The sequence below is a fragment of the Actinophytocola sp. genome (assembly GCF_045807065.1).
Classification (GTDB): domain Bacteria; phylum Actinomycetota; class Actinomycetes; order Mycobacteriales; family Pseudonocardiaceae; genus Actinophytocola.
This window is the reverse complement of sequence record NZ_JBJMIE010000409.1, coordinates 19213-40474: the sequence shown is the minus strand read 5'-3', so window position 1 is coordinate 40474 and position 21262 is coordinate 19213. Positions and strand designations below refer to the sequence as shown.

At 70.1% G+C, this 21262-nt stretch carries 13 protein-coding genes and 1 pseudogene; 7 read left to right on the top strand and 7 right to left on the bottom strand.

What is annotated here, in order from left to right; all coding sequences use genetic code 11:
* From ACJ73U_RS23915 to ACJ73U_RS23890, 6 genes and pseudogenes are all read left to right on the top strand, one after another.
* On the top strand, positions 1-2192 hold a 2192-nt coding region (locus tag ACJ73U_RS23915; protein ID WP_407779925.1), incomplete at its 5' end, for a kelch repeat-containing protein.
* 16 nt (positions 2193-2208) lie between these two features.
* Positions 2209-3351: a Kelch repeat-containing protein gene (locus ACJ73U_RS23910; protein ID WP_407779924.1), complete on the top strand. Its 1143-nt coding sequence runs from the start codon at positions 2209-2211 to the stop codon at positions 3349-3351.
* Complete coding sequence (locus ACJ73U_RS23905; protein WP_407779923.1) at positions 3348-6386, top strand: hypothetical protein; 3039 nt, start codon at positions 3348-3350, stop codon at positions 6384-6386. The genes ACJ73U_RS23910 and ACJ73U_RS23905 overlap by 4 nt, the downstream gene beginning before the upstream one ends.
* Positions 6367-11349: a hypothetical protein gene (locus ACJ73U_RS23900; protein WP_407779922.1), complete on the top strand. Its 4983-nt coding sequence runs from the start codon at positions 6367-6369 to the stop codon at positions 11347-11349. The genes ACJ73U_RS23905 and ACJ73U_RS23900 overlap by 20 nt, the downstream gene beginning before the upstream one ends.
* Positions 11346-13154 (top strand): hypothetical protein, encoded by a 1809-nt coding sequence (locus ACJ73U_RS23895; RefSeq protein ID WP_407779921.1) that lies wholly within the window; start codon positions 11346-11348, stop codon positions 13152-13154. Before ACJ73U_RS23900 ends, ACJ73U_RS23895 begins: the two co-directional genes overlap by 4 nt.
* A gap of 47 nt (positions 13155-13201) precedes the next feature.
* Positions 13202-13333: pseudogene (locus tag ACJ73U_RS23890) on the top strand (peptide-methionine (R)-S-oxide reductase); the annotation flags it as partial.
* Between the two features lie 193 nt (positions 13334-13526).
* Here the strand turns inward: ACJ73U_RS23890 and ACJ73U_RS23885 are convergent.
* The 7 genes from ACJ73U_RS23885 to ACJ73U_RS23855 form a co-directional block, all read right to left on the bottom strand.
* Entirely contained in the window at positions 13527-14696 is a 1170-nt protein-coding gene (locus ACJ73U_RS23885) for an acyltransferase family protein (RefSeq protein WP_407779920.1), read from the bottom strand.
* Positions 14697-14724: 28 nt separating this feature from the next.
* Positions 14725-15603 carry a TIGR03619 family F420-dependent LLM class oxidoreductase gene (locus ACJ73U_RS23880; RefSeq protein ID WP_407779919.1) on the bottom strand — a complete coding sequence of 293 codons (879 nt, stop codon included), beginning with the start codon at positions 15601-15603 and terminating at the stop codon, positions 14725-14727.
* A gap of 67 nt (positions 15604-15670) precedes the next feature.
* Entirely contained in the window at positions 15671-17212 is a 1542-nt protein-coding gene (locus ACJ73U_RS23875; RefSeq protein ID WP_407779918.1) for a GMC family oxidoreductase, read from the bottom strand.
* 60 nt (positions 17213-17272) lie between these two features.
* Positions 17273-18745: an MFS transporter gene (locus ACJ73U_RS23870; RefSeq protein WP_407779917.1), complete on the bottom strand. Its 1473-nt coding sequence runs from the start codon at positions 18743-18745 to the stop codon at positions 17273-17275.
* 111 nt (positions 18746-18856) lie between these two features.
* The gene (locus ACJ73U_RS23865; protein ID WP_407779916.1) at positions 18857-19279 is read right to left on the bottom strand and encodes a VOC family protein; all 423 of its coding nucleotides are present in this window, start codon (positions 19277-19279) and stop codon (positions 18857-18859) included.
* Positions 19280-19289: 10 nt separating this feature from the next.
* Positions 19290-19751 (bottom strand): nuclear transport factor 2 family protein, encoded by a 462-nt coding sequence (locus ACJ73U_RS23860; protein ID WP_407779915.1) that lies wholly within the window; start codon positions 19749-19751, stop codon positions 19290-19292.
* 17 nt (positions 19752-19768) lie between these two features.
* Positions 19769-20215, bottom strand: coding sequence for a nuclear transport factor 2 family protein (locus tag ACJ73U_RS23855; protein ID WP_407779914.1), 447 nt, complete (start codon positions 20213-20215; stop codon positions 19769-19771).
* 205 nt (positions 20216-20420) lie between these two features.
* Between ACJ73U_RS23855 and ACJ73U_RS23850 the strand changes: the two genes are divergently transcribed.
* Positions 20421-21245, top strand: a complete 825-nt coding sequence (locus ACJ73U_RS23850) for a type 1 glutamine amidotransferase domain-containing protein (protein ID WP_407779913.1) — start codon at positions 20421-20423, stop codon at positions 21243-21245.
* Positions 21246-21262: the final 17 nt, after the last annotated feature.

Genomic DNA, 21262 nt, shown 5'->3' with positions numbered 1-21262 from the left:
TCGGCATCGAGGGCCATCTCGGCTTCGACGCGTTGTTCCGGTTCTCCCCGTTCTCCTTCGTCGTCCAGATCTCCGCCGGGGTCTCGCTGAAGGCGTTCGGCGTGGGCGTGTTCAGCATCGACCTGAACTTCACGCTGGAAGGGCCCGCACCGTGGCGGGCACACGGTCGCGGCTCGATCACCCTGCTGTTCTTCGAGATCTCCGCCGACTTCGACATCACATGGGGCGAGGAACGCACCACGACGCTGCCGCCGGTCGCGGTACTCGCACTGCTGGAAGCGGAGGTCCGCAAGACCGAGGGCTGGCAGACCCGGTTGCCGGCCGGCGGCACCAACCCGCTGGTCACGCTGCGACCCCTCACACCGGACGACGGCCTGGTCCTGCACCCGCTCGGCTCGCTGTTCGTGCGGCAGCGGGCCATCCCGCTCGGCGTCCGGATCGACCGGGTCGGCGCCCAGCGCCCCAGTGACGGCAAGCGTTTCACGGTCGAGCCGGCGCCGGGCAGCGGCCTCGTGCGGCGGTCGGTCACCGGCGACAAGTTCGCGATGGCCCAGTTCCAGGACATGGACGACGCGGCGAAGCTGTCCCGCCCCGCCTACGAGACCCAGGACGCCGGCTTGGAGCTGGTCGCCGAGGGCGGTGCGATCGCGTCGCCACGGGTGGTGCGCCGCAGCGCCCGTTACGAGCTGAGCATCGTCGACAACAAGGCGCCGGGGATGGTCAACACCAGGCGTGCGGCGGCCGCGCCGGTACGCAACGGGCGCGTGCACGGACGGCTTTACACCCCGCCGGCGACCGTGTTCAACCAGCTCCTGGAGGGCAGCAGCACCGCAAGGTCACCACTGTCCCAACAGGAAGCCAGGCAGCGCCAGCCGTTCGCGGTCGAGGAAACCGTGCGGGTCCCCGGTGGCCGGTTCGTCGTCGCCTACCTGCGCAACAACCAGCAGGCGTTCCCACCGGCCACCGCCAGTGCCACGTCGTCGAGCTTCCGCAGTGTGGCGTCCGCCGAGGACGCCATGGCCGACTGGATCCACGCGGACCCGGCTCTGGCCGGGCAGCTGCACGTCCTGCGTCAGGCCGAGGTGCCTGGCGGCACGCTCGCGGAATCGGGTGTCTGGTCGGTGGCAGGCGCGCCGCCTTCGGCGGTCACGGAAGCCGACGCGGTGCGGTTGTCGAAGGACGGGCAGGTGCTGGTCGCGGGCGGCGCCGACGCAACCGGCACAGCTGTGGCCACGACGGCACTCTTCGACCCGATCCCGCGCACCTGGGCGCCCCAGGTCGGGTCACTGGCCACGGCCCGGCGGCGGCACACCGCGACGAGACTGGGCGACGGCCGGGTCGTCGCCGCGGGCGGACTCGGCACGGACGGCGCACCACTGGCCACGGTCGAGGTGTTCGATCCCGTGACACGCACCTGGTCCACTCCGGACGCCGCGTTGACGACCGCCCGATATGGACACTCGGCCACGATCGCTGACCGGAAGCTGCTCGTCGCCGGTGGCACGAGTGCGCGGGGCGCCGCGCTCGCGTTGGCCGAGCTGCTCGACCCGGCCACCCTGGCCTGGACAGCGATCGGTCCGATGGCCGAGGCGCGGACCGGGCACGCGGCCGTGGTGCTCGGCACGGGTGCGGTGCTGGTCGTCGGCGGCGCCGTGCCGACCGGCGACGGCGAGCGGGCACTCGCGTCCTGCGAGCTGTACGACCCGGCCACGAAGTCGTGGACCGCCACCGGCAGCCTCGCCACCCCCCGCAAAGGCCACCAGGCGACGCTCCTGCCGGGCGGCAAGGTGCTGGTCACCGGCGGCGACGCCGTGCCGGCCATCCCTTACCGGGTCGAGAGCCTCGCCTCGGCCGAGGTGTACGACCCGAGCACCGGGGTCTGGCAGCCGGTTGACGACCTGCCCGGCGGCGGCCGAAGTGGACATCGGTGCGTCCGGACACGCCGGGGCGCCGTCGTCATCGGTGGCGTCGGCCGGCCTCGCGCCACGGCCGGCTACCGGGATGCCGTGACCTTCAACCCGGCCACGGGCTCCTGGACACCGACCGGCGCCCTCGCCACCGGCCGGTGGGACTTCGCGGCTGTCGACCTGGCGGACGGCCGCGTGCTCGCGGTAGGTGGCCGGGCGCTGACCGGGCCCGCCGCGCCGGGGCCCGCCCAGCTCGCCACGACCGCGGAGACCTACCTGCCATGACCGGAGGGACCGACCGATGACGACCAGCACTCTCGCGGCCGACACGTGGTCGCCGACACCCGACTACGTCATCGCCGCGTGCTGGCAGGGCCAGCACGACGGCGCCGTGGTGCTCAAGGACGGCACGAAGATCCTGGTCGCCGGCGGTGCGAACGCCACGGGTGCCGGGCTGCGGGACAGCGCCGTGTTCGACCTCACCGCGGGCACGTGGTCGACGACCATCCTGCTCGGCACCACCCGGCAGCTGCACACGCTGACGCTCCTGCCGAGCGGCAAGGTACTGGCCGCCGGGGGTATCAGCACCTCGAATGGCAGCCCGCTGAAGACGGCCGAGATCTTCGACCCGACAGAGAAGAAGTGGCTGCCGACCACCAACGCCATGGCGGTCGGCCGCGTCGGGCACAGCGCGACCGTGCTGGACAACGGGCTCGTCCTCGTCGCGGGCGGCTCGGGGCAGCGCACGGGCGGCGGCACGGTCGCGTCGCGTTCCGCCGAGTTGTTCAACCCCGAAGACCAGACGTGGCAGCCGGTCGAGCACGACATGACCGACGCACGCACCGGACACGCCGCGATCGCCCTGCAGGACGGCAAGAAGGTGCTCGTGTGCGGTGGCGGCGTGCCCGTCGGCACGGCGGACCAGGCGGACCTCGCGTTCTGCGAGCTGTACGACACCGCGACCAAGAAGTGGACGCCGACCGGGACCATGCACCACGCCCGCGGCGCGCACTCCGCGACCGCCCTGTCGGCGACCACCGTGCTGGTCGCGGGCGGCCGCGCGCCGGGTGCGAGCGCCGATGGCTTCGACCCCTTCGCCCGCGCCACCGCGGAGGTGTACAACGTCACCTCCCAGACGTGGCAGGAAGTGAGCCCGATGCCGGCGGGCCGGACGTTCCACCGCGGCGTGCCGTTCGGGGCCGGCAAGGCACTGATAGTCGGCGGCGCGGACCACGCGGACAACGAGGCCGGCTATCGCGGCGTCCTCCAGTTCGCGGCGGGTGCCTGGACCCCGTTCGCCGGCCTCGTCGAGGGTCGATGGGCGTTCGCGGCGGCGGCGTCCGGCACGAAGCTGCTCGTCGCGGGTGGCATCGCCCGCACCGGGCTGGCCGCCGCGGCCGGCCCCGTTGAGCTCACCGCGACCGCGGAACGGAGCGGCACGTGAGTGACGACGGCGCCTACTCCTTCCTGCCCTGGCTGCGGACCGGGCTCTCGACCAAGATCACCGGTGCGCAGGAGACCGGACGGGCGACCATCTCCGTCATGCTGGAGCTGACCGCCGACGCACTCGATCCGGTCAACCCGCCGCCGCCGCACCCGCCGGTCGAGCAACCCGTGCAGCTCTACGGCCCCGGCGACGTGACGGGGGTTGACTCGCGGGCGGTCTCACGCATGGAGCCGCCGCCGTTCGCCACCAACTTCGAGCCCAACTACCTGGCGCACATCGAGTTCTACGACGAGGACTACGCGTGGCGCTACAGCCCGGCCGGGCCGGACGCCACCACGAGGCGGCTCACCCCGTGGCTCGCGCTGATCGTGCTGACCACCATGGAGTTCGAGGACGGCAAGGAGGGCGGTGGTCCGCTGCCGTACATCACGGTCACGAAGCCGGAAGCACTGCAGCCCGCGAAGGAACTGGGGGCCTGGGCGCACGTCCACGTGAACGGCTCGTTGGCCGACCAGGTCTTCGTGGACGACACGACGCCCGGCGCGATGGGACCTGTGCTGTCAAACCTCGCCAAGGTGTTGCGGGAGGCGCCGGACAGCGCCTGTTCCCGCGTGATCTGCCCCCGGCACCTCGACCCGAGCACCACTTACCACGCGTTCCTGGTGCCCACGTTCGAGACCGGGCGCCGTGCCGGGCTCGGGATGACGGCGGCGGAGATCGAGGCCGGCGGCATCGAGGCGACGACGCCGAGCTGGGGCACTGCGTCCGTACGCCTCCCGCACTACCACCGCTGGGAGTTCACCACGAGCAAGGCCGGGGACTTCGAGTACCTGGCCCGGCTGCTGAAACCGTTCGAGGCCCAGGAACCGGTCGGCCTGCGTGACATGGACGCGCACCGCTCCCCCGGCTACGGACTGCCCGAGCTCACCACGCCGGCCGTGCCGAACGGCGTGCTGCGGCTCGGCGGTGCGCTCCAGCTGACCGACTCGGACGCGGTCATCGACAATCATGAGAACTGGGACAACTACTACGGACCGCAGAAACCACCCGGCCCACCCGCTCCGCCGTATCCGAACCAGTGGCAGCAGGCGCTCGCCGGGTTGATCAACCTCGCCGAGGCCTACCAGCACAACGCCGTGGTCACCGCGAACACCGAGACCCAGATCCCCAAACTGGCCGGGCGGGGGGACCCGGTGATCACGCCGCCGCTGTACGGGCGCTGGCACGCGCTCACCCCGAAGCTGCTGAAGCACCCGGACGGCACCGACCTACCGCCCGCCGAGGTGCACAACTGGGTGCACCGGCTCAACCTCGACCCGCGTTACCGGGTCGCCGCGCACTTCGGCGTCAAGGTCGTGCAGGCGCGGCAGGAGGAGCTGATGGCCGCCGCCTGGGAGCAGCTCGGCGAGGCACCGCGAGCCAACGCGTGGATCAGAACCGCGCAGCTGGCCAGGGAGGTCGGCAACATCCTGCACGGCAAGCACATCGCCGAACAGGCCGGCCCGGCGCAGGTGGCCGAGGCAGACCCACCGGCGTCCGGACGGGCGCTGACACTCACCGCACCCGCCCACCCCAAGGTGCTGGCCCAGCCCGCCGCCACGTCCGGCGAGGTACTCACCGTCGGGTACAAGGTGGCGCGAAGCCGCGTCGCGGCGGCCCCGGTGTCGCCGGCCATGCGCCGCATCACCCGGCCACGCGCCCGCCTGATGAAGACCCTGAAGACCTCGCTGGACCCGCTCCTCGCCCGCATCGACGAGCAGCAGGTCTCCCCCGCGCCGCCACTCGACGCGCCACCCGGACTGGTCACGCCGGCACGGCTGGCCGAACGGATGCGGGACGGCGCCGCCGAGCCGGCACTCGGCGCGCTGCGGGCCCGGTTGTCCGTCGCGGCCGAGGAAGACGGCCCGCAGCCACTGGACGTCCGTGGCACCACCACCGCCGTGGTCACCGGCCTCGCCGCGGACAGGACGATCATGAAGAACATCATCGCGGCGGTCGACCTGCCGGAGCGGCTCGCCCCGAAGGACGGCGAGCTGACCGAGGTGATGGCCTACCCCAAGTTCGACATGCCGATGTACACCGAGCTGCTGAGGATGTCGGTGGACACGTTCGTGCCCAACCTCGGGCTGCTCCCGCCGAACTCGGTGACGCTGCTGGAGCCCAACCGCCGCTTCATCGAGTCCTTCTTCGTCGGCCTCAACCACGAGATGGCGCGGGAGCTGCTGTGGCGGGAGTATCCGACCGACCAGCGCGGCACTCCGTTCCGGCAGTTCTGGGACCCACGCACCGCCCCGGCGAAACCCGACGAGACGGCGGCACAGCGGCGTGAGCGGCTCTACGACATCCCGCCGATCCACCTGTGGGGCAAGACCTCTCCCCTCGGTGGGAACCACAGCCGGCCGACGGTCGGCCTCGTGCTGGTGATCCGGGGCGAGCTGTTGCGGAGGTACCCGACCGCGGCGATCTACGCGCACAAGGCCGCGTGGCCGCTGTTGCCCGACAAGTCCGGACCTGACAGGAGCGGGGAACGGACACTGGCCGACCTGCCGGCGAACGAGGACCCGACGACGGTGGTCCAGCTGCCGATCTACGAGGCCAAGGTCGAGCCGGACCTCTACCTGCTCGGCTTCGACCTCGACGCGGCGACGGCCCGAGGGACGGGTGTCGACGGCGATCTCGGCTGGTTCTTCGTGTTGAAGGAACGGCCTGGCGACCCGCGGTTCGGGCTGGACGATGACCAGCCGAACGTGAAGCCGGCCGTCGAGGTATGGAACGACCTGACCTGGAAGACGATCGACCCGCACGAGCACGGATTCATCCGGTTCGCCGACGCCCCAACGATTTCCCTCGACGACGACATGCTCGAGAAGGACGACCTGGAGAAGGTCGCGCAGCGGGACGAGGACGTCCTGGTCGACGACTGGCACGCGAACGTCAGCGCCGCCGACGTCGCCTACATCCTCTTCCAGGCCCCGGTGCTGGTCGCCATGCACGCACAGGAGATGTTGCCGGATGCCCACACTCAGCCATGACTTTCCCGTGCTGCTGGGTCCGGTCCGGATCGAGACCCGCTTCACGCAGACGCACTTGCTGATCCGCGTGTTCCCCGACGAGTGGTCGGTGAACAAGTTCGAGCCGAAGCCGACCAAGGCGGAACTCGCCGCGCTGGACGCCTACTGGGTCGCGTTGTGGGCCTCCGGCGGATCGGCAGTTGGTGAGCAGGCCGCCTGGCACGAACTCGTCGCGCGGATCCCGGCCGGGCGGGCCGGCTGGTTGCTGCGGTCACGCGAGCCGGCGAACCCGGCCGACCGGCCGCTCGGCGTGCCGGCCGGCGCGGTCGTGCTCGTGGTCGTGAGCCCGCAACCGCTCGCCGCGGCCGACCGGCAGGCCGCAACCACGTACTGGACGGCCGTGTGGGGCGCACACGGCGACCGGGGGAAGCTGCGTGCGGCCGAGATCCAGTTGTTCGCCGCCGTCGGCGCCAAGGCGGCCGCCATCAAGGCACGACGACCGTCCGGTGCGGACGCCGCACCCGCCACCCCTGGCGACGTGGTCGTGGTGGCCTTCCTCGTGTTGCCGACGCCAACGGCGGGGCAGTTCGCGGCGCAGTCCTGGACCGTGGCCGCCACCGCGGCACTGCTTCCCGACAGGTTCACGGCGTTCGGGTACAAAGGCGACACGCTCGTATTCACGGAATCCGGCGGTCCCGTGCGCCAGGGGTTGGCGGTGAGCCCGAGTCCCAACGAGCCACCCGAGACCCAGCTCAAGATCAACGAGAAGACCGGCACGCTGAACATGCCGCCTGCCCTGCTCTGGCTGACCAACTTCGACGAGGCCGTCACCGCGGGCATGGGCATCAAGGTCGAGCTCAAGGACGCCTTCCGCGAGGGCGTCGACCGGATCGTCGTGCTCGGGCTCCGCGAACAGGCGACTCCCCAGCAGAGCGCAACTGCGTTCGCCGGCCTGCTCACCGACCAACTGCGTAGCCCGTCCGGGTTCAGCCTGCTGCCGCAGGGCACACCGACCAACAACTCCGAGGAACGGCCGGCCGGACAGGACCCGAAGGCCGAGGCCGACGCAGGCCTGGCGACGGTGGCCGGGTTCGCCGCCACGGCAGGCGACTGGACCACCAGGACCGACGGGCAGTGGTTCGCCGAACTGCTCGGGCTCGACCCGGCCGTGCTGACCGGCGTGCCGAACGCGGCGGGCACCGACCGGCGCGAGGCGTGGGCCGCGAACACCGCCCTGTGGCCGGCGACGTGGGGCTACTTCCTACCGGCACTGCTCAACGGCGTGCTCACCCCGGAGGAGATCGCCGAGACCCGGAAGTTCTTCCTCGCCAACATATCCGGCCGGGGGCCGCTGCCCGCGGTGAAGATAGGCCGCCAGCCGTACGGGATCCTGCCGACGACCGTGTTCTCCCGGCTCGCCTTCCCCGCCACCGCGACGCACCGGACCGCGCTCAACGACATGCTGAAGGCGGCGGCGGAAGACTGGCACGCCGCGCTCGAACACGTCTCCAACCTCGACACGCTCGAGGGCACCGACCGGCACCAGGTCCTGCTGGACGTCGTCGCGTTGCACCCGACATCGGTCGAGTACCACTTCCGCTACGCCCAGAGTCCCGTGGGAGACGATCCACTGACGGCGGCCGTGGCCCACGCCGCCGCCCCGGTCCGGGACCTGCTCACCCGACTGGGTGTCACGCGGGACGCCGACCCCGACGCCATGCTGCGGGTGTTCGCGGACGCGGCCGAGCCCATGGTCGCGCCGGTGGTCGACGACCGACCGCTGTCCGAAAAGGACCGGATCCGGCCGTACACCACGGACAGCCGCGACTACCTGACCTGGCTCGCCGAGAGCGATCCAGCCACGATCCTGAACGAGCAGGGCTTCCCGGACGACCTGCCACCCGCCGCGTTGCTGTATCTGCTCGCGCGGCACGCGGTCCTGCTGGCAGCCACGGAAGCGACCCCCGAGGAGAAGGCCGAGCAGGTCACGGCGCTCAAGGACCTGGCCAAGCTACCGACCGCGCGGCTGGAGCGGCTGTTCGCGGAGCACCTCGACTGCGCCACCTACCGCCTGGACGCGTGGCGGCTCGGGCTGGTCAACGAGCGGCTGGCCGAGATGCGGTACGGCCCCGACGGCACCGGCCAGCCGACCCGCGGCCTACACCTCGGCGCCTATGGCTGGCTCGAGCACGTCAGACGGAACGTCGACCCCGTGGACATGGCCCCCGTGCCCGCCGACCTCACGGGCGTCTTCGGCGCCGCCGAACTCCCGCATGACAGGCAGAACGCGGGGTACGTCCACAGCCCGTCGCCCGCGCACGCGCGCACCGCCGCCGTGTTGCGGGCCGGCTACCTCGCGAATGCCGACATCGCGAAACCCAACGTGTTCGCGGTCAACCTCAGCTCGGAACGCGTCCGGCTCGCGCTAACGATCGCGGACGGGATGCGTCAGGGGCAGTCACTCGGCGCGCTGCTCGGCTACCGCTTCGAACGGGCGCTGCACGACCGGGCCGCGGGGCTCGACAAGTACATCGCGGGACTGCGTCTGAAGTTTCCCTTGCGCGCCAACAAGATTGACGAGACAGTCCCGGAGCCGACCGACCCGGCGGTGTCGACGCCCATCGAGCAGGTCGAGGCCCGCAACGTGATCCACGGGCTGGCCCTGCTGCGACATGTCAACGCCTTGCGCGACAACGCCCCGCCGGGCACCGAGCACCCGGACGACTACCCGTTCGGGTACGAGGACCTGGAGCACGCGGACACCACCACGAAGGGCCACATCCGGGCCGTCGTGAACGCGTTGCGCAACACGTTGGACGCGGTCGCCGACGTGGCCGTCGCCGAAGGCGCCCACCAGGCACTGCAGGGCAACACCGAACGCGCGTCGGCTGCGCTGGACGCGTACGCCAAGGAAGGACTCCCGCCCGCTCCGTCAGTCGTGGAGACGCCGCGCAGCGGGACCACCCTCACCCACCGGCTGGCCGTGCAGTTCGACCCGGACGTCGACCCGGACGACGGCGCGCCGGTGCTCGGCCACAACAAGCCCCGCGTGCAGGCCGAGCCGGCCGTCAACGCCTGGCTGCCGGCGGTGCTGCCGAAGTCCACGAACGTCGTGGCACTCGTGACGTGGCACGACGACGAGGGCGAGGCCCACAGCCAGACGGTCACCCAGGCGGAGGCCGGACTGGCGCCGATCGACCTGCTGTGGGCGCTGCGCCCGGCAGACCAGGCCGCGATGACCGACCTGGACGACCGGATCCTCGGCGTGGTCATCGAGGAGTCGACGCCGCGGCCGGACGTCGAGCTGCACATCGAGTACACGACCAGAGTGAAGGACAAGACCACCTTCTTCGAGCTCTCGCCGCTGGTCGCGGCCGTGCGCACGCTGCTGACCACGGCCCGGCCCCTGCGCCAGAGCGACCTGGTGCCCGCAGCGGGCAGCGCCGCCGTCAACCGCGCCGCCGACGACGCCATCACACTGCCCAAGGACCGGCCGCTCGCCGTGCTGGCGTCCATCAAGGACCTGATCAAGAACGTGACGATCTACGTCAGCGATCTCGGTGCGCTCTATCCGGAAGCCGCAGAGCCCTCCCGGCCCGATGTGCTGGCCGGGATCGACAACTTCCTGACCCGGTACGCGAAGCTGGCGGTGACCTCGGCCGGCTTCGGTCTGTTGCGCAGCGGCTGGGGTGAGCTCGCGCAGTGGCGTGGCGGGGTGTTCGGCGACATCCTGGCGGCCGTCGCGGTACTGGCGGCCCGCATGGCCGACGCCCTCGCCGCCGCGACCGTGCTGATCGACCAGGAGGACGACCTTCCGCAGAAACCGGAGGAGCCCCGGTTCCAGCTGCTGGAGAAGGCCGAGCGGCTGCTCACCGCCAAGCCGGGACCGCGAACCCAGACGGCCCAACAGATGCGCACCCGGGTCCGGAACCTCCGGAACACGTTCGCCAACCGCGTCAACGTGTTGAGCCAGCTGGCCGGCACCAGCAAGACCACGGTGAGCGGACTGCTCACGGACGTCGCGGCAAAGCTGCCGCCCGCCGAGTTCGACGCGCAGGGCCTCGACCTGAAACCCTTCCAGGACCGCGTCGTGGCCTTCGGCCTGGACCTGCTGACACGCGGACGAAAGCTGAAGGACGAACTCGACGCACGACGCATCGCCGCGGAGACGGCGCTGGGCCTCTACGACTCGGCCGCCCCCGGACCGGACCGGGTCCGCGCCGGGACCGACGCGCTGAAAGCCCTGCTCGGCGAGGATGTCCTGTCCGTGCCCCAGTTCACGGCGACGCCGGTCATCGACCAGTGGCGCAAGGCCCGCACCGACAGCGGAAAACTGCTCGCGCATCTCAAGCCTGCCAGGGACTTCCCGGTCGACGACTGGCTGCACGGGCTCGCGCGAGTGCGTGAGAAGCCGCGGCTGTGGGAGCAGACCGTGCTGCTCTCGGACGCGTTGCTCGGGCCGGGTGGGTTGCTGGGCACCGGCATCCTCGGTTGGTCGGAACCAGAGCTGACGCCCGTCCAGTTCCCGTACGTGCCGAAGGACCACTGGCTCGGCCTGGAGTTCGCGAAGGACCCGAACCTGCCCAACCAGCTCAACGAGGACCGGCTGCTGTTCACCGCGCACTACGCGGCCACCCTGAACGGCGACGTACAGTGCGGGCTCCTCCTGGACGAGTGGACCGAGGTGATCCCCGCCGAACGCGAGACCACGGGCATCGCCGTGCACCACAACGGACCGGACTCGGAGCCACCGCAAGCGATGCTGCTGGTCGTGCCGCCGGTGCGGACGGCAGGCGGCCAGTGGGCGTCCGCCGAGCTGGTCGACGCGATCACGGAGACGTTCGAGCTGGCGAAGACCCGTGCGGTCGAGCCGGCACATCTCGGTGCGACGGCGTTCGCGCACCTGCTCCCCGCGACCGTGCTGCCGGCGACCCGGGCCACCGATCTCGGCGTCGCCAACCTTCGTTGGAGGGCAGGCCAATGACAGAGTTCCCCGACGCCGGTGTGTGGAACCGGTTGGAAGGCCGCCCACGCACCGCCGACTTCGGCCGCGCACTGCGCGCGGAGGTGCGAGATCCACTGTGGATGCTCTCCCGGCAGTGGCAGCTCGGCGAGTTCCGCGGCACGGACGGCGGCTCACCGGTGACCGTCACCTACTCGGTCACACCGTCACGGCCGACCCGGTTCCGGTCGTTCGACGGCGCCCCGGAGGACCTGATACCAACCGACAGCCCACTGGAGACGGTCGTGGAACGGCGGCAGCTGCGTTTCACCTACGGCACCGAGAAGATCGGCTTCGACCTGCGGCTCGCGATCGGCCACCGCTGGTTCAAACTACTCGGCCAGGTCGGGCTGCTCGGCCAACTCTCCGACTACCGGGAGCAGTACACCACCAAGTACCCGATAAAGCCGCCAACGGCCGCCGACGTGACACAGCGCGCCAACCCGACCGTGTGGGCCACGATGCAGGCCGTCGCCGGGCGCAGCATGGACGGGTACGAGCTGTACCTGCACGTGAAGGGTGGCGGCGCGGCCGCGGCGGGTATCACCACGTTGCTGGGCCTGGACCTCGACCGGAACAAGCTCAACAGTGCGGGCACGCGGCTCGTCTCCTGGTTCGACGCGCTGATCGACCAGCCGACGGGCGTCACCCCGGACCGACCGGAGGGAAACACCGCCTGGGACCCACGCCGGCTGGAGCACCGCTTCTCCGTAGCCGCCACGATGCCGGGCGGTGCGGAGAAAACCCTGACATCACAGGAGTATCCCGGCGGCGAGCTCGACTGGCACGCGTTCTCCATCGAGACCGGCAACCCTCTCGGTGGGGCGAAACCGCCGGAGTCGACGATATCCAGGACGGTATTCCCGGCACCCGTTCGCTACTCCGGCATGCCACTGCCCCGCTGGTGGGCGCTGGAGGACGGGAAGACCAACTTCGCCGCCGTCCACCCCGACAGCACCGACCTGGCCAGGCTGGTGTTCCTGGAGTTCGCGCTGGTATTCAGCAACGACTGGTACCAGGTGCCGTGCGACCTGCCGGCAGGCACGGTCGCGCGGATCCGCGGCCTGGCGGTCACCGACGTGTTCGGCATCCGCCAGTGGGTCAAGCCGGCGGGCCAGGGTTTCGACGAGGACTGGCAACGCTGGTCGATGTACACATTGGACACCATCGGAGTCGACGACGTTCCCGCGGACACCGACATGGTCCTCCCACCGAGCGTGCCGAAGGTCGCGGTCGGTCCGCCGCTGGAAGAGGTCCTGATGATCCGCGACGAGAACGCGAACCTGGTGTGGGGCATCGAACAAACCGTCCGCCTGCCCACCGGCGACCCGCACCGAGGCAGCGAGGCAGCCGCGGAGATGCTGGCATACCGCCGCAGGCAGGCAGGGACGCCGGTCGTCACGGACCCACCCCGCGCCGCACTGTCCTACGCGGCGTTGAACACCATCCCGGAACACTGGATTCCGTTCATCCCCGTCCATGTCGACCGCGACAACCGCGAGATCCAACTCCAACGCGCGGCAATGCCCAGCGCACTGGACGTCGAGCCGGTGCCTCCGAGAACAACGTTGCTACGCGAGGGTTTCGACCGTGACGAGTGGTACTTCGTCAACGAGGAGGAGGTGCCACAGGCCGGCACCCGCCTGTCCGTAGCCTACAACCGCACCCGCTGGGCCGACGGCCGCGCGGTGGTCTGGCTGTCCGCCCAGCGAGGCGAGGGCCGCGGCCAAGGCTCGAGCGGACTGGTGTTCGACCTCCTCGTCAACACACCGATCGTTCCCGGGTGACATGCACCATTCAACTTGCCTGTCAGTGCGTGTGGCGACATTCGGGCCGCGTCGAGGTCCTGTGCGTCAACTGCCACTCCCACCTGGGCCACGTCTTCGAGGGCGAGGGCTACCCCACTCCCACCGACCAGCGCTCCTGCATCAACTCGATCTCCCTGCGCCTCGTGCCGAAGGAGTGACACTCCGACCGGTCGCGCTTCTGCCGACGCGACCAGGCTTCGGACGGTGACCGGGGCCCACCGCGCGAGGTCGCCTCGGCACCGTCGTCATGTCGACCGGCGTCGACGTGCCCGTGTTGGTGCTGCGCATTGTCCCAGCGGGCTGCCGGCCGCCCACTGAGCGGCATGACGAACGGAGCCCTCGCTACGCCGGTCATCCTGCGGGTGTCTCGGACGGCGCCGGCGGCGGGGTGGCGACGGCCTCCGTTCGCCGCGGCCGTGGTTTGGCCAGCCGGCGCATCAGCGGCACCTCGACGAACTTGTACAGCAGGTGCGACAGTCCGATCGTGATGGCCAGTGCGAGCAGCAGCATGCCCAGACCCGGCAGCGTCGACCACTTGTGGGTCGATCCGACGAGCATGTGGCAGTATTTGAGCACCAGGCGATGCCACAGATAGAAGGCGAACGAGATGTCCCCCAGCCACACCCACGTGCGGCGCCGCAGGAACGATCGGTCGCCACGCACGTCCGCGGTGGCAGCGGCGGGGATGACCAGAGCCATCGGCAGAGCGGTGATCGCCACCATGCGGTAGAGCGTCGGCACCACGCCGGCGGCGAGGAAGCCGGCGAGTAGCAGCACCAGCGCGGGCGCCAGCCGCAGGTTGATCCACCGGCCCGAGAGCACGATCCGCGCCATCACCATGCCGAGCACGAAGTCCAGCGCGCGCACCGGCGGGAAGGTGTAGGCGAGCCAGAACTGCCACTGCGAGACGTTGCGCCACGGGATGTGCGGGCCGTCGGTCGGCAGCGGGAGCAGACTGACGACGGTGGGCACCAGCCACATCAGCGCCAGGAGGACGAACGCGCAGAGCCACAGCCGCTCCGGCCGGATGCGCAGCACCCGGCGCAGGAGGAACGGGAACAGCAGGTAGAACAGCGCTTCGCAGGAGAGCGACCAGGCCACCGGGTTCATGCTCAGCGTCACAGACAGGTTCGGCGTCCACGCCTGCAGCAGGAACAGGTTGGCCAGCGCCGGACCGAGGTGGATCGTCTGCACGGTCGCCAGCAGCAGGACACCCGCGGCCAGGAACGTGACCACGTGGTTGGGGTAGATCTTGGCGATGCGCCGCCGCCAGAAGCGACGTGGCGTGTCGTCCTGCCGCGCCGACCACGTGAGCACGAAACCACTGAGGATGAAGAAGAAGCCGACGCCGGTCGGTCCACCCTGGCCCAGCAGTCCGTTGTAGATACTGGTGGTGGTGTGGTTGGTGAAGATCGACTCGAACTGGGCGTGGAAGAAGAAGATCATGCCGGCTGCGATGATCCGCATGCCGGTCAGCGAGGGTAGGCGTAACGCGTTCTGAGTGGGCGCTGCTGCGGCCATGGTTGTCTCCGGGAGGAAATCGGGTTGTCTACTTCGGTGGCACGAACGCGGCGTGCTCGCGCACGTAGCCGGCCAGCTCGTCGACCGGCAGGTTCGGCGGTGACCAGAGCACGAGGCGATGCACGCCGGCCCGCCGGTACCGCGCCACGGTGTCCTTGTCCACGCCGCCCCGTGGCGGTGACACGGTGATGGTGAGCGGGCCGAGCGACTCGGGCCTGCTCACCCTGCCTGCCAGGTCGTTGAGCTGGCGCAGCGTGGCATCGACCATCGCCGGGGTGAGCCCGAAGCCGAACCAGCCGTGGCCGTGGGTGATGGCCAACCGCAACGCCTTGGCCGTGTGCCCGCCGACCACGACCGGCAGGTCCGGCTGCACCGGGCGCGGGTACGCCTCGATCCCGTCGAGGTTGACGTGCTCGCCCTGGTAGCGCACGGGTGACTGGTCGTACCAGAGGGCACGCATCGCCTCCAGGTACTCACGGCCGCGGTCGGCGCGTCCGGTGAACGGCACGCCGACCGCATCCGCCTGGGCTCGGATGTAGCCCATGCCGATGCCCAACGTGATCCGCCCGCCGGACAACACGTCGGCCGTGGCCACCTGCTTGGCAGTGATCACCGGGTTGCGGAGCGGCAACAGCATTACGCCGGTGCTCAGCCGGATCCGGGTCGTCACCGCGGCGAGGTGGGACAGCGTGGTCAGCGGGTCACCCAGCACGTAGCCGGGGTGGAACCAGCCTATGGGTGGCGGCGGCACCGGCAGCACCGGGTGCTCACCCATCCACAGCGACTCGTAACCGAGCTCCTCGGCCAGTACCGCGATCCGCCGCATGTCAGCCGGGTCGCACACGGTCTCGCCGCCGTTGAGGGCGAACAGGCCGATCTCGGGCGCGGTCTCGGTCCGCAACAGCATGGTGCATCCGTTTCTCTCGGGGTGGAAAGGCGGGTGCGCGGCGTCCGCGCACCCGCGCGAGCCCGGCTCAGGTCGGCTGTCCAAGCCACTCGGAGACCCGCTCGCCGAGCATGATGCAGGTCAAATTTCCGTTGGCGCGCAGAGTGACCGGGATGACGGACGCGTCCGCGACCCACAGGTTGGGCACGCCGTGCGCGCGGCACCGGGCGTCCACCACCGCGTGCGGGTCGTCCGCGGGCCCCATCCGGGCGGTACCCATCGGGTGGCAGTGATTGTCCACCGTGGACAACATGAACTCGTCCAGCGCGTCGTCGTCGTTCATGACATCCGGGCCGGGCACCATCTGCCCGGTGGAGAACAGGGCCAGCTGGGGGGTGCTGGCGATCTTCCAGGCCAGCCGCATGCCCTCCCGCATCCGGCGCCGGTCCTCCGGGTGGTCGAGGAAGTTGTAGCGGATCCTCGGCGGCTCCCCCGGGTCGGTCGAGTCGATCGACACCTCCCCGGTGGACAGTGGGCGCTCGACCCCCGCGGAGATCATGAAGACCTTGTCGGTGCCGATCTGGTCGCGCAGCCCGGCCGCGAACCCGTTCAGGTCCACGTGGCTGAACAGGTAGACCTGCATGTCGTTGCGCTCTGCCGAACCGGTGTAGGTCGACTGCAGCATGATCTGCACCACCGGAAGGGAATCGTCGTAGACGCCCGGTCGCGGCCGGAACGTCACCAGGCAGGTCGGGTGGTCCTTGAGGTGCTGCCCCACACCCGGCCGGTCGGCCACCACCGGAACACCCAGCCCGGCGAGCTTGTCCGCGGGCCCGATGCCGGAGCGCATCAGGATCGCGGGCGTGCCGATCGCGCCGGCGGACAGGACGATCCGGTCGCCGTACACCCGCTCGGTGCGCCCGGCGGTGGTCACCTCGACGCCGACCGCCCTGCCCTGGTCGAACAGGATCTTGTCGACCAGCGTTTCCGGCCGGATCTCCAGGCGTTCGTTCTTGCGCACCGGCCCCAGATAGGCGATCGCGGTAGAGATCCGCAGCCCGTCCACCTGGTTGGTGCCGAGCGGACCGACGCCGGTGGCCGCCGGGTCGTTGTGGTCGGTGACCTCCGGGTAACCCAACTCCTTGCAGGCGTCCAGCAGCGCCCGCTGCAACGGGTTGAGCTGCTCGTCGCGCCAGCGCCACACCGGGATCGGGCCGCCCTTGCCGTGGTGGGGCTCGCCGAAGTCCCGGTCGTCCTCCAGCTTGACGTAGTACGGCAGCACGTCCTGCCAGGTCCAGCCGTCGTTGCCGAGACCCGCCCACTCCTCGAAGTCGATCGGGTCCGGCCGCACGGCCAGCGACGTGTTGATCGCCGAACAGCCACCGACCACCTTGCCGCGCGCCAGCGGGATCATCCGGCCGGGCACCGCCTCTGCCTGGTAACCCCAGTCGTGGTCGATGAACGACGGGTAGAGCCCGTTGCGCAGGTCCTCCGGCAGGTCGTCGACGTCCGGGTAGTCCGGGCCCGCCTCAATCAGCAGCACCCGCCGGTCGTCGTGCTCGCACAACCGCGCGGCGATGACCGCGCCGGTGGAACCCGCGCCGATGATGATGTCCGTGTAGTCCGACATTGGTCCAACTCCCTGGAAAGCCTCGAGAGCGGGTGCCGGCCGGGACGGCCGGCACCCGGGTCAGCCGACCGGCGCCTCGACCGGTCTCGGCGCCCACCAGCGGTTCGGCATGGGGATCACCGCGGGGGTCACCGCCAGCACCAGCAGGTAGATGAGTCCGTCGGCGAAGGCGCGCCCGTAGACGGCCGGCCCGGAACCCACACCGACGGCACCGAAGAAGACGATGCCCATGATCGCCACGCCCAACGCGCCGGACAGCTGCTGCGCGGTGGACACCACACCGGCACCCGATCCGGCGTACTGCTTGTCCACGCCGGCCAGCACCTGGGACAGCAGCGGCGCGCCGACCATCCCGATGCCGGCACCGGCGATCGCCATGAACACCAGGTACAGCGGCATGTTGAGGTTCTCGCCCGCGTCCGAGGTGACGACCAGCAGGCCGACCTCGCCGCTGCCCAACAGCAGCCCACCCATGGTGAGCGTGCGACGGCCGAACCGGCGGATGAACTTGGCCGCGTTGCTGGAGGTGAGGAAGAACGCCACCCCCATCGGCAGGAACACCAGACCCGCCTTGAGCGGCGAATAGTGCAAGCCGTGCTGCACGTACAGCGCGATCACCAGCATGAACGACGCCATTCCCGCATACACGCTGAACACCGTGGCGAGCCCGACCCGGAACGACGGCGAGCCGAACAGGCCGGGCTCGACCAGCGGCGTGCCACCCCGGCGGGACAGTGCCAGCTGGTGGCGGGCGAACCCGCACAGCACCAGTACACCGAGGACCAGGCAGACCCAGCTCCACACGGGCCAGCCGGCCTGCCTGCCTTCCACCAGCGGTATCAGCAGCAACAGCATGCCGGGCGTGACGATCGCCATACCCACCAGGTCAAGGCGCCGTGCGGTGTCCGAACGCGACTCCGGGACAACGCGCCGCAGCAGTGCCAGCGCGACCAGCCCGACCGGCAGGTTGACCAGGAAGCAGGCCCGCCAACCGAGGTCGAACACGTTCGCGGCGATCAGCAGCCCGCCGATCACCTGGCCGCCAACGGTGGCGAGGCCGAGTGCTGCGCCGAACCCGGCGAACGCGCGAGGCTGGTCCGGGCCGGTGTAGGTGACGTTGATGATCGACAGCACCTGCGGGAACATCAGTGCCGCGGTGAGCCCCTGCAGAATGCGCGACGCCACCAGCATGTCGGCGCTGACCGACACGCCGCACAGGAACGACGCCGCCGTGAAGGTGGCCAGGCCGATGGCGAATATCCTGCGCCGGCCGTACAGGTCACCGAGCCGGCCGCCGGTGATCAGGCCGGCGGCATAGGTGACGCCGTAACCCGCGACGACCAGTTGCACCTGCGCGTCGCTGGCATTCAGGTCCGCCTGCGCCGACGGAATGGCGACGTTGACGATGAAGAAGTCGAGAATTGTCATGAAAGTGCCGACGAGCACGACCGGCAATGCTATCCAGCGTTTCCAGGACGGCTGCTCGATCGCCGCCGCCGGGACGACGGGTGGCGAGTTCGTGGTGCTACTCACGGGGAGCCTCCACACGGATGTCGGAAGTTCGACCAACGGACACGCACATCGTGCGTCGCACGTGCCGCCGGCAAACAGAACGGACTTGTCGTGGTATTGGCAGTGCCACCATCACGGGTACGCGGCTGCGTCCCGGTAGCCCTGGCTGACCTCCACCACCACGCCGTCCGGGTCGCGCAGCCAGACCGTCCGCCAGCCCGGGATGAACTCGGCGAAGTCCAGCGGGCCGAGGGTGACCTCGGCGGTCGCCGCCGGACCGGCCAGGAACTTCGCGAGGTCGTCGACCTGGAAGGCCACGTGCCGCACCGTGCCCCGGACGTCCGGCCCGTCCTGCCCGGCGGTTCCCGGCGCCTGCGGCGCGGCCGCGGGGTCGCAGAACAGCTCGAGGCGGGCGTCACCCAACCGGAGGAACACGATCGACATGCTGCCGACGGTGAACTCGTTGGCACGGTGGAAGCCGAACAGCTCGGTGTAGAACTTCTCAGTGGTGTCGAGGTCGCCGCAGTTGAGCGCGACGTGGGACCAGCGGACCATGCAGGCCTCCTCAGACCACGACCCGGGTGCCGTCCGGGTTCAACGGCGACCACCACTGGTTGAACCGGGTCATGCCGTCGCCGAAGATGGCGCCGCGACCCTCGACCACGCGCCCGTTCTCCCACTTCAGGACGTGCAGCCCCTCGATCTCCAGCTCCAGGTACGGCGATACCCCGCCGGGCGCGGCGTGGGAGCGGGTGGCGTAGGTCTTGTTCACGTCGACGGAGTAGCCGTCGGCCGCGTTGACCAGCACCGTGTACGGTTCCATCCGGAAGGTGCCGGCGGAGATCTCGTCCACCTTGGCCATGAAGGCCATGAAGGCCTCGATGCCCTCGTGCCAGCCTGCGTAGGTGTGGTTGCCGGGGGTGAGGAACCGGACGGCCGGGTCCCAGTACTCCAGCGCCCGGTCGATGTCGCCGGAGCCCAGTGCGTCGTAGGCCCGATGCACGCGCTGGATGGTCAGGTCACTCATGTCGGTCTCCTTCTCGATTACAGGGCGGCGGAGCCGGGCATCGGGTCGAGCTCGTCAACGACGTAGCGGCGGATCTTCGGCACACCGTCCCCGGCGACGACCTCCCAGGTCTGGGTCGCGGTGAAGCCGAGCCAGGTGCTGCGTGCCGCCGGCGCGTCCCAGACCGTGGCCTCCCAGCGGACCACCACCCGCGTGTGGGCCACGCCGGCCTCGTCGAAGCGCACGGTCACCTCGTCCAGCTCGTGCACCTCGTCGAAGAACCGGTGGGTAACCGTGCGGTACCAGCCGCGGAAGTCATCCAGGCCGCGCAGCGTGGCCTCTGGGAACACCATGACCAGGCCGTCGGTGACCAGGTAGGGCAGCACGTCCTCGACCGGGTCGTGGCGGTCCAGTGCCTGGTACCAGTCCCGCGCCATGGCACGCACCCGCTCCTCGGTGAGCGCCTGCTGTGTCGGGATACTCATACGAACCTCCTCGCGGAAAAATTCGATTCCGTCCGGAGTGAAGCGCCACGGCCGACACCGTCGCAACTAAAAACTACCGCCGCTCCGCTGTTTCGTGAAAAGCACGCAGTATCCCCGTGGAATCGTCGGATCGTGGCGGTCGCACGGCATGAGTTGTTTGACTCGTTCGTGAGTACTTCCCACGACTTCATCGCCGGGAGCACCTATGTCGAAGAAAATATTGTTCGTCCTGTCCGAGTACGGGTACTGGGGGGAGGAGCTGCTGGGACCGGTAGTCGCGTGCGACGAGCGCGGCTACCAGACGGTCTTCGCCACCCCGACCGGCAAGCGCCCGCAGGCGCTGCCGCCCAGCCTGGACCCCGGTTACATCGACCCACCGCTCGGCCGTTCGGTGACCACACCCGAGGTGGCCGTCGCCGCCCGTGAGCTGGACGAGTCCGCCCGGCTCGACAGCCCGGTCAGCCTCGCCGACTGGATCCCCGACCGGCCGTACAACAGCGAACCCAACTTCCTGCGGTTGATCGAGGCGTACCACCGAGAACTGTCCCAGTTGGACAAGGACGTCCAGCGGTACGACGCCCTGGTCATCGTCGGCGGCAGCGGCCCGATCGTCGACCTGGCCAACAACGGCCGGCTGCACGAGCTGATCCTCGCCTTCCACCGCGCGGACAAGCCGATCGTCGGCGAGTGCTACGGCGTCGCGCCGCTGGCCTTCGCGCGCGACTGGGAGGACCGGGCGAGCCTCATCTGGGGCAAGCACGTCACCGGGCACTGCAAGGAGTACGACTACAAGGACGGTACCGGGTTCATCGGGGTGGACTTCAACATGGGCCCGCCGCCGTACCCGCTGGAGTACATCCTCCGCGACGCCACCGGACCGGACGGGCGGTACCACGGCAACGTCGGCAAGGAGACCTCGGTCATCGTCGACTACCCGTTCATCACGGCGCGGTCCACGCCGGACTCCTTCCTCGCCGGCGAAAAGCTGGTCGAGGTGTTGGAGCACGGCCTCCTCCGCTTCGGTTGGTAGCGAGATGGATGCCACCA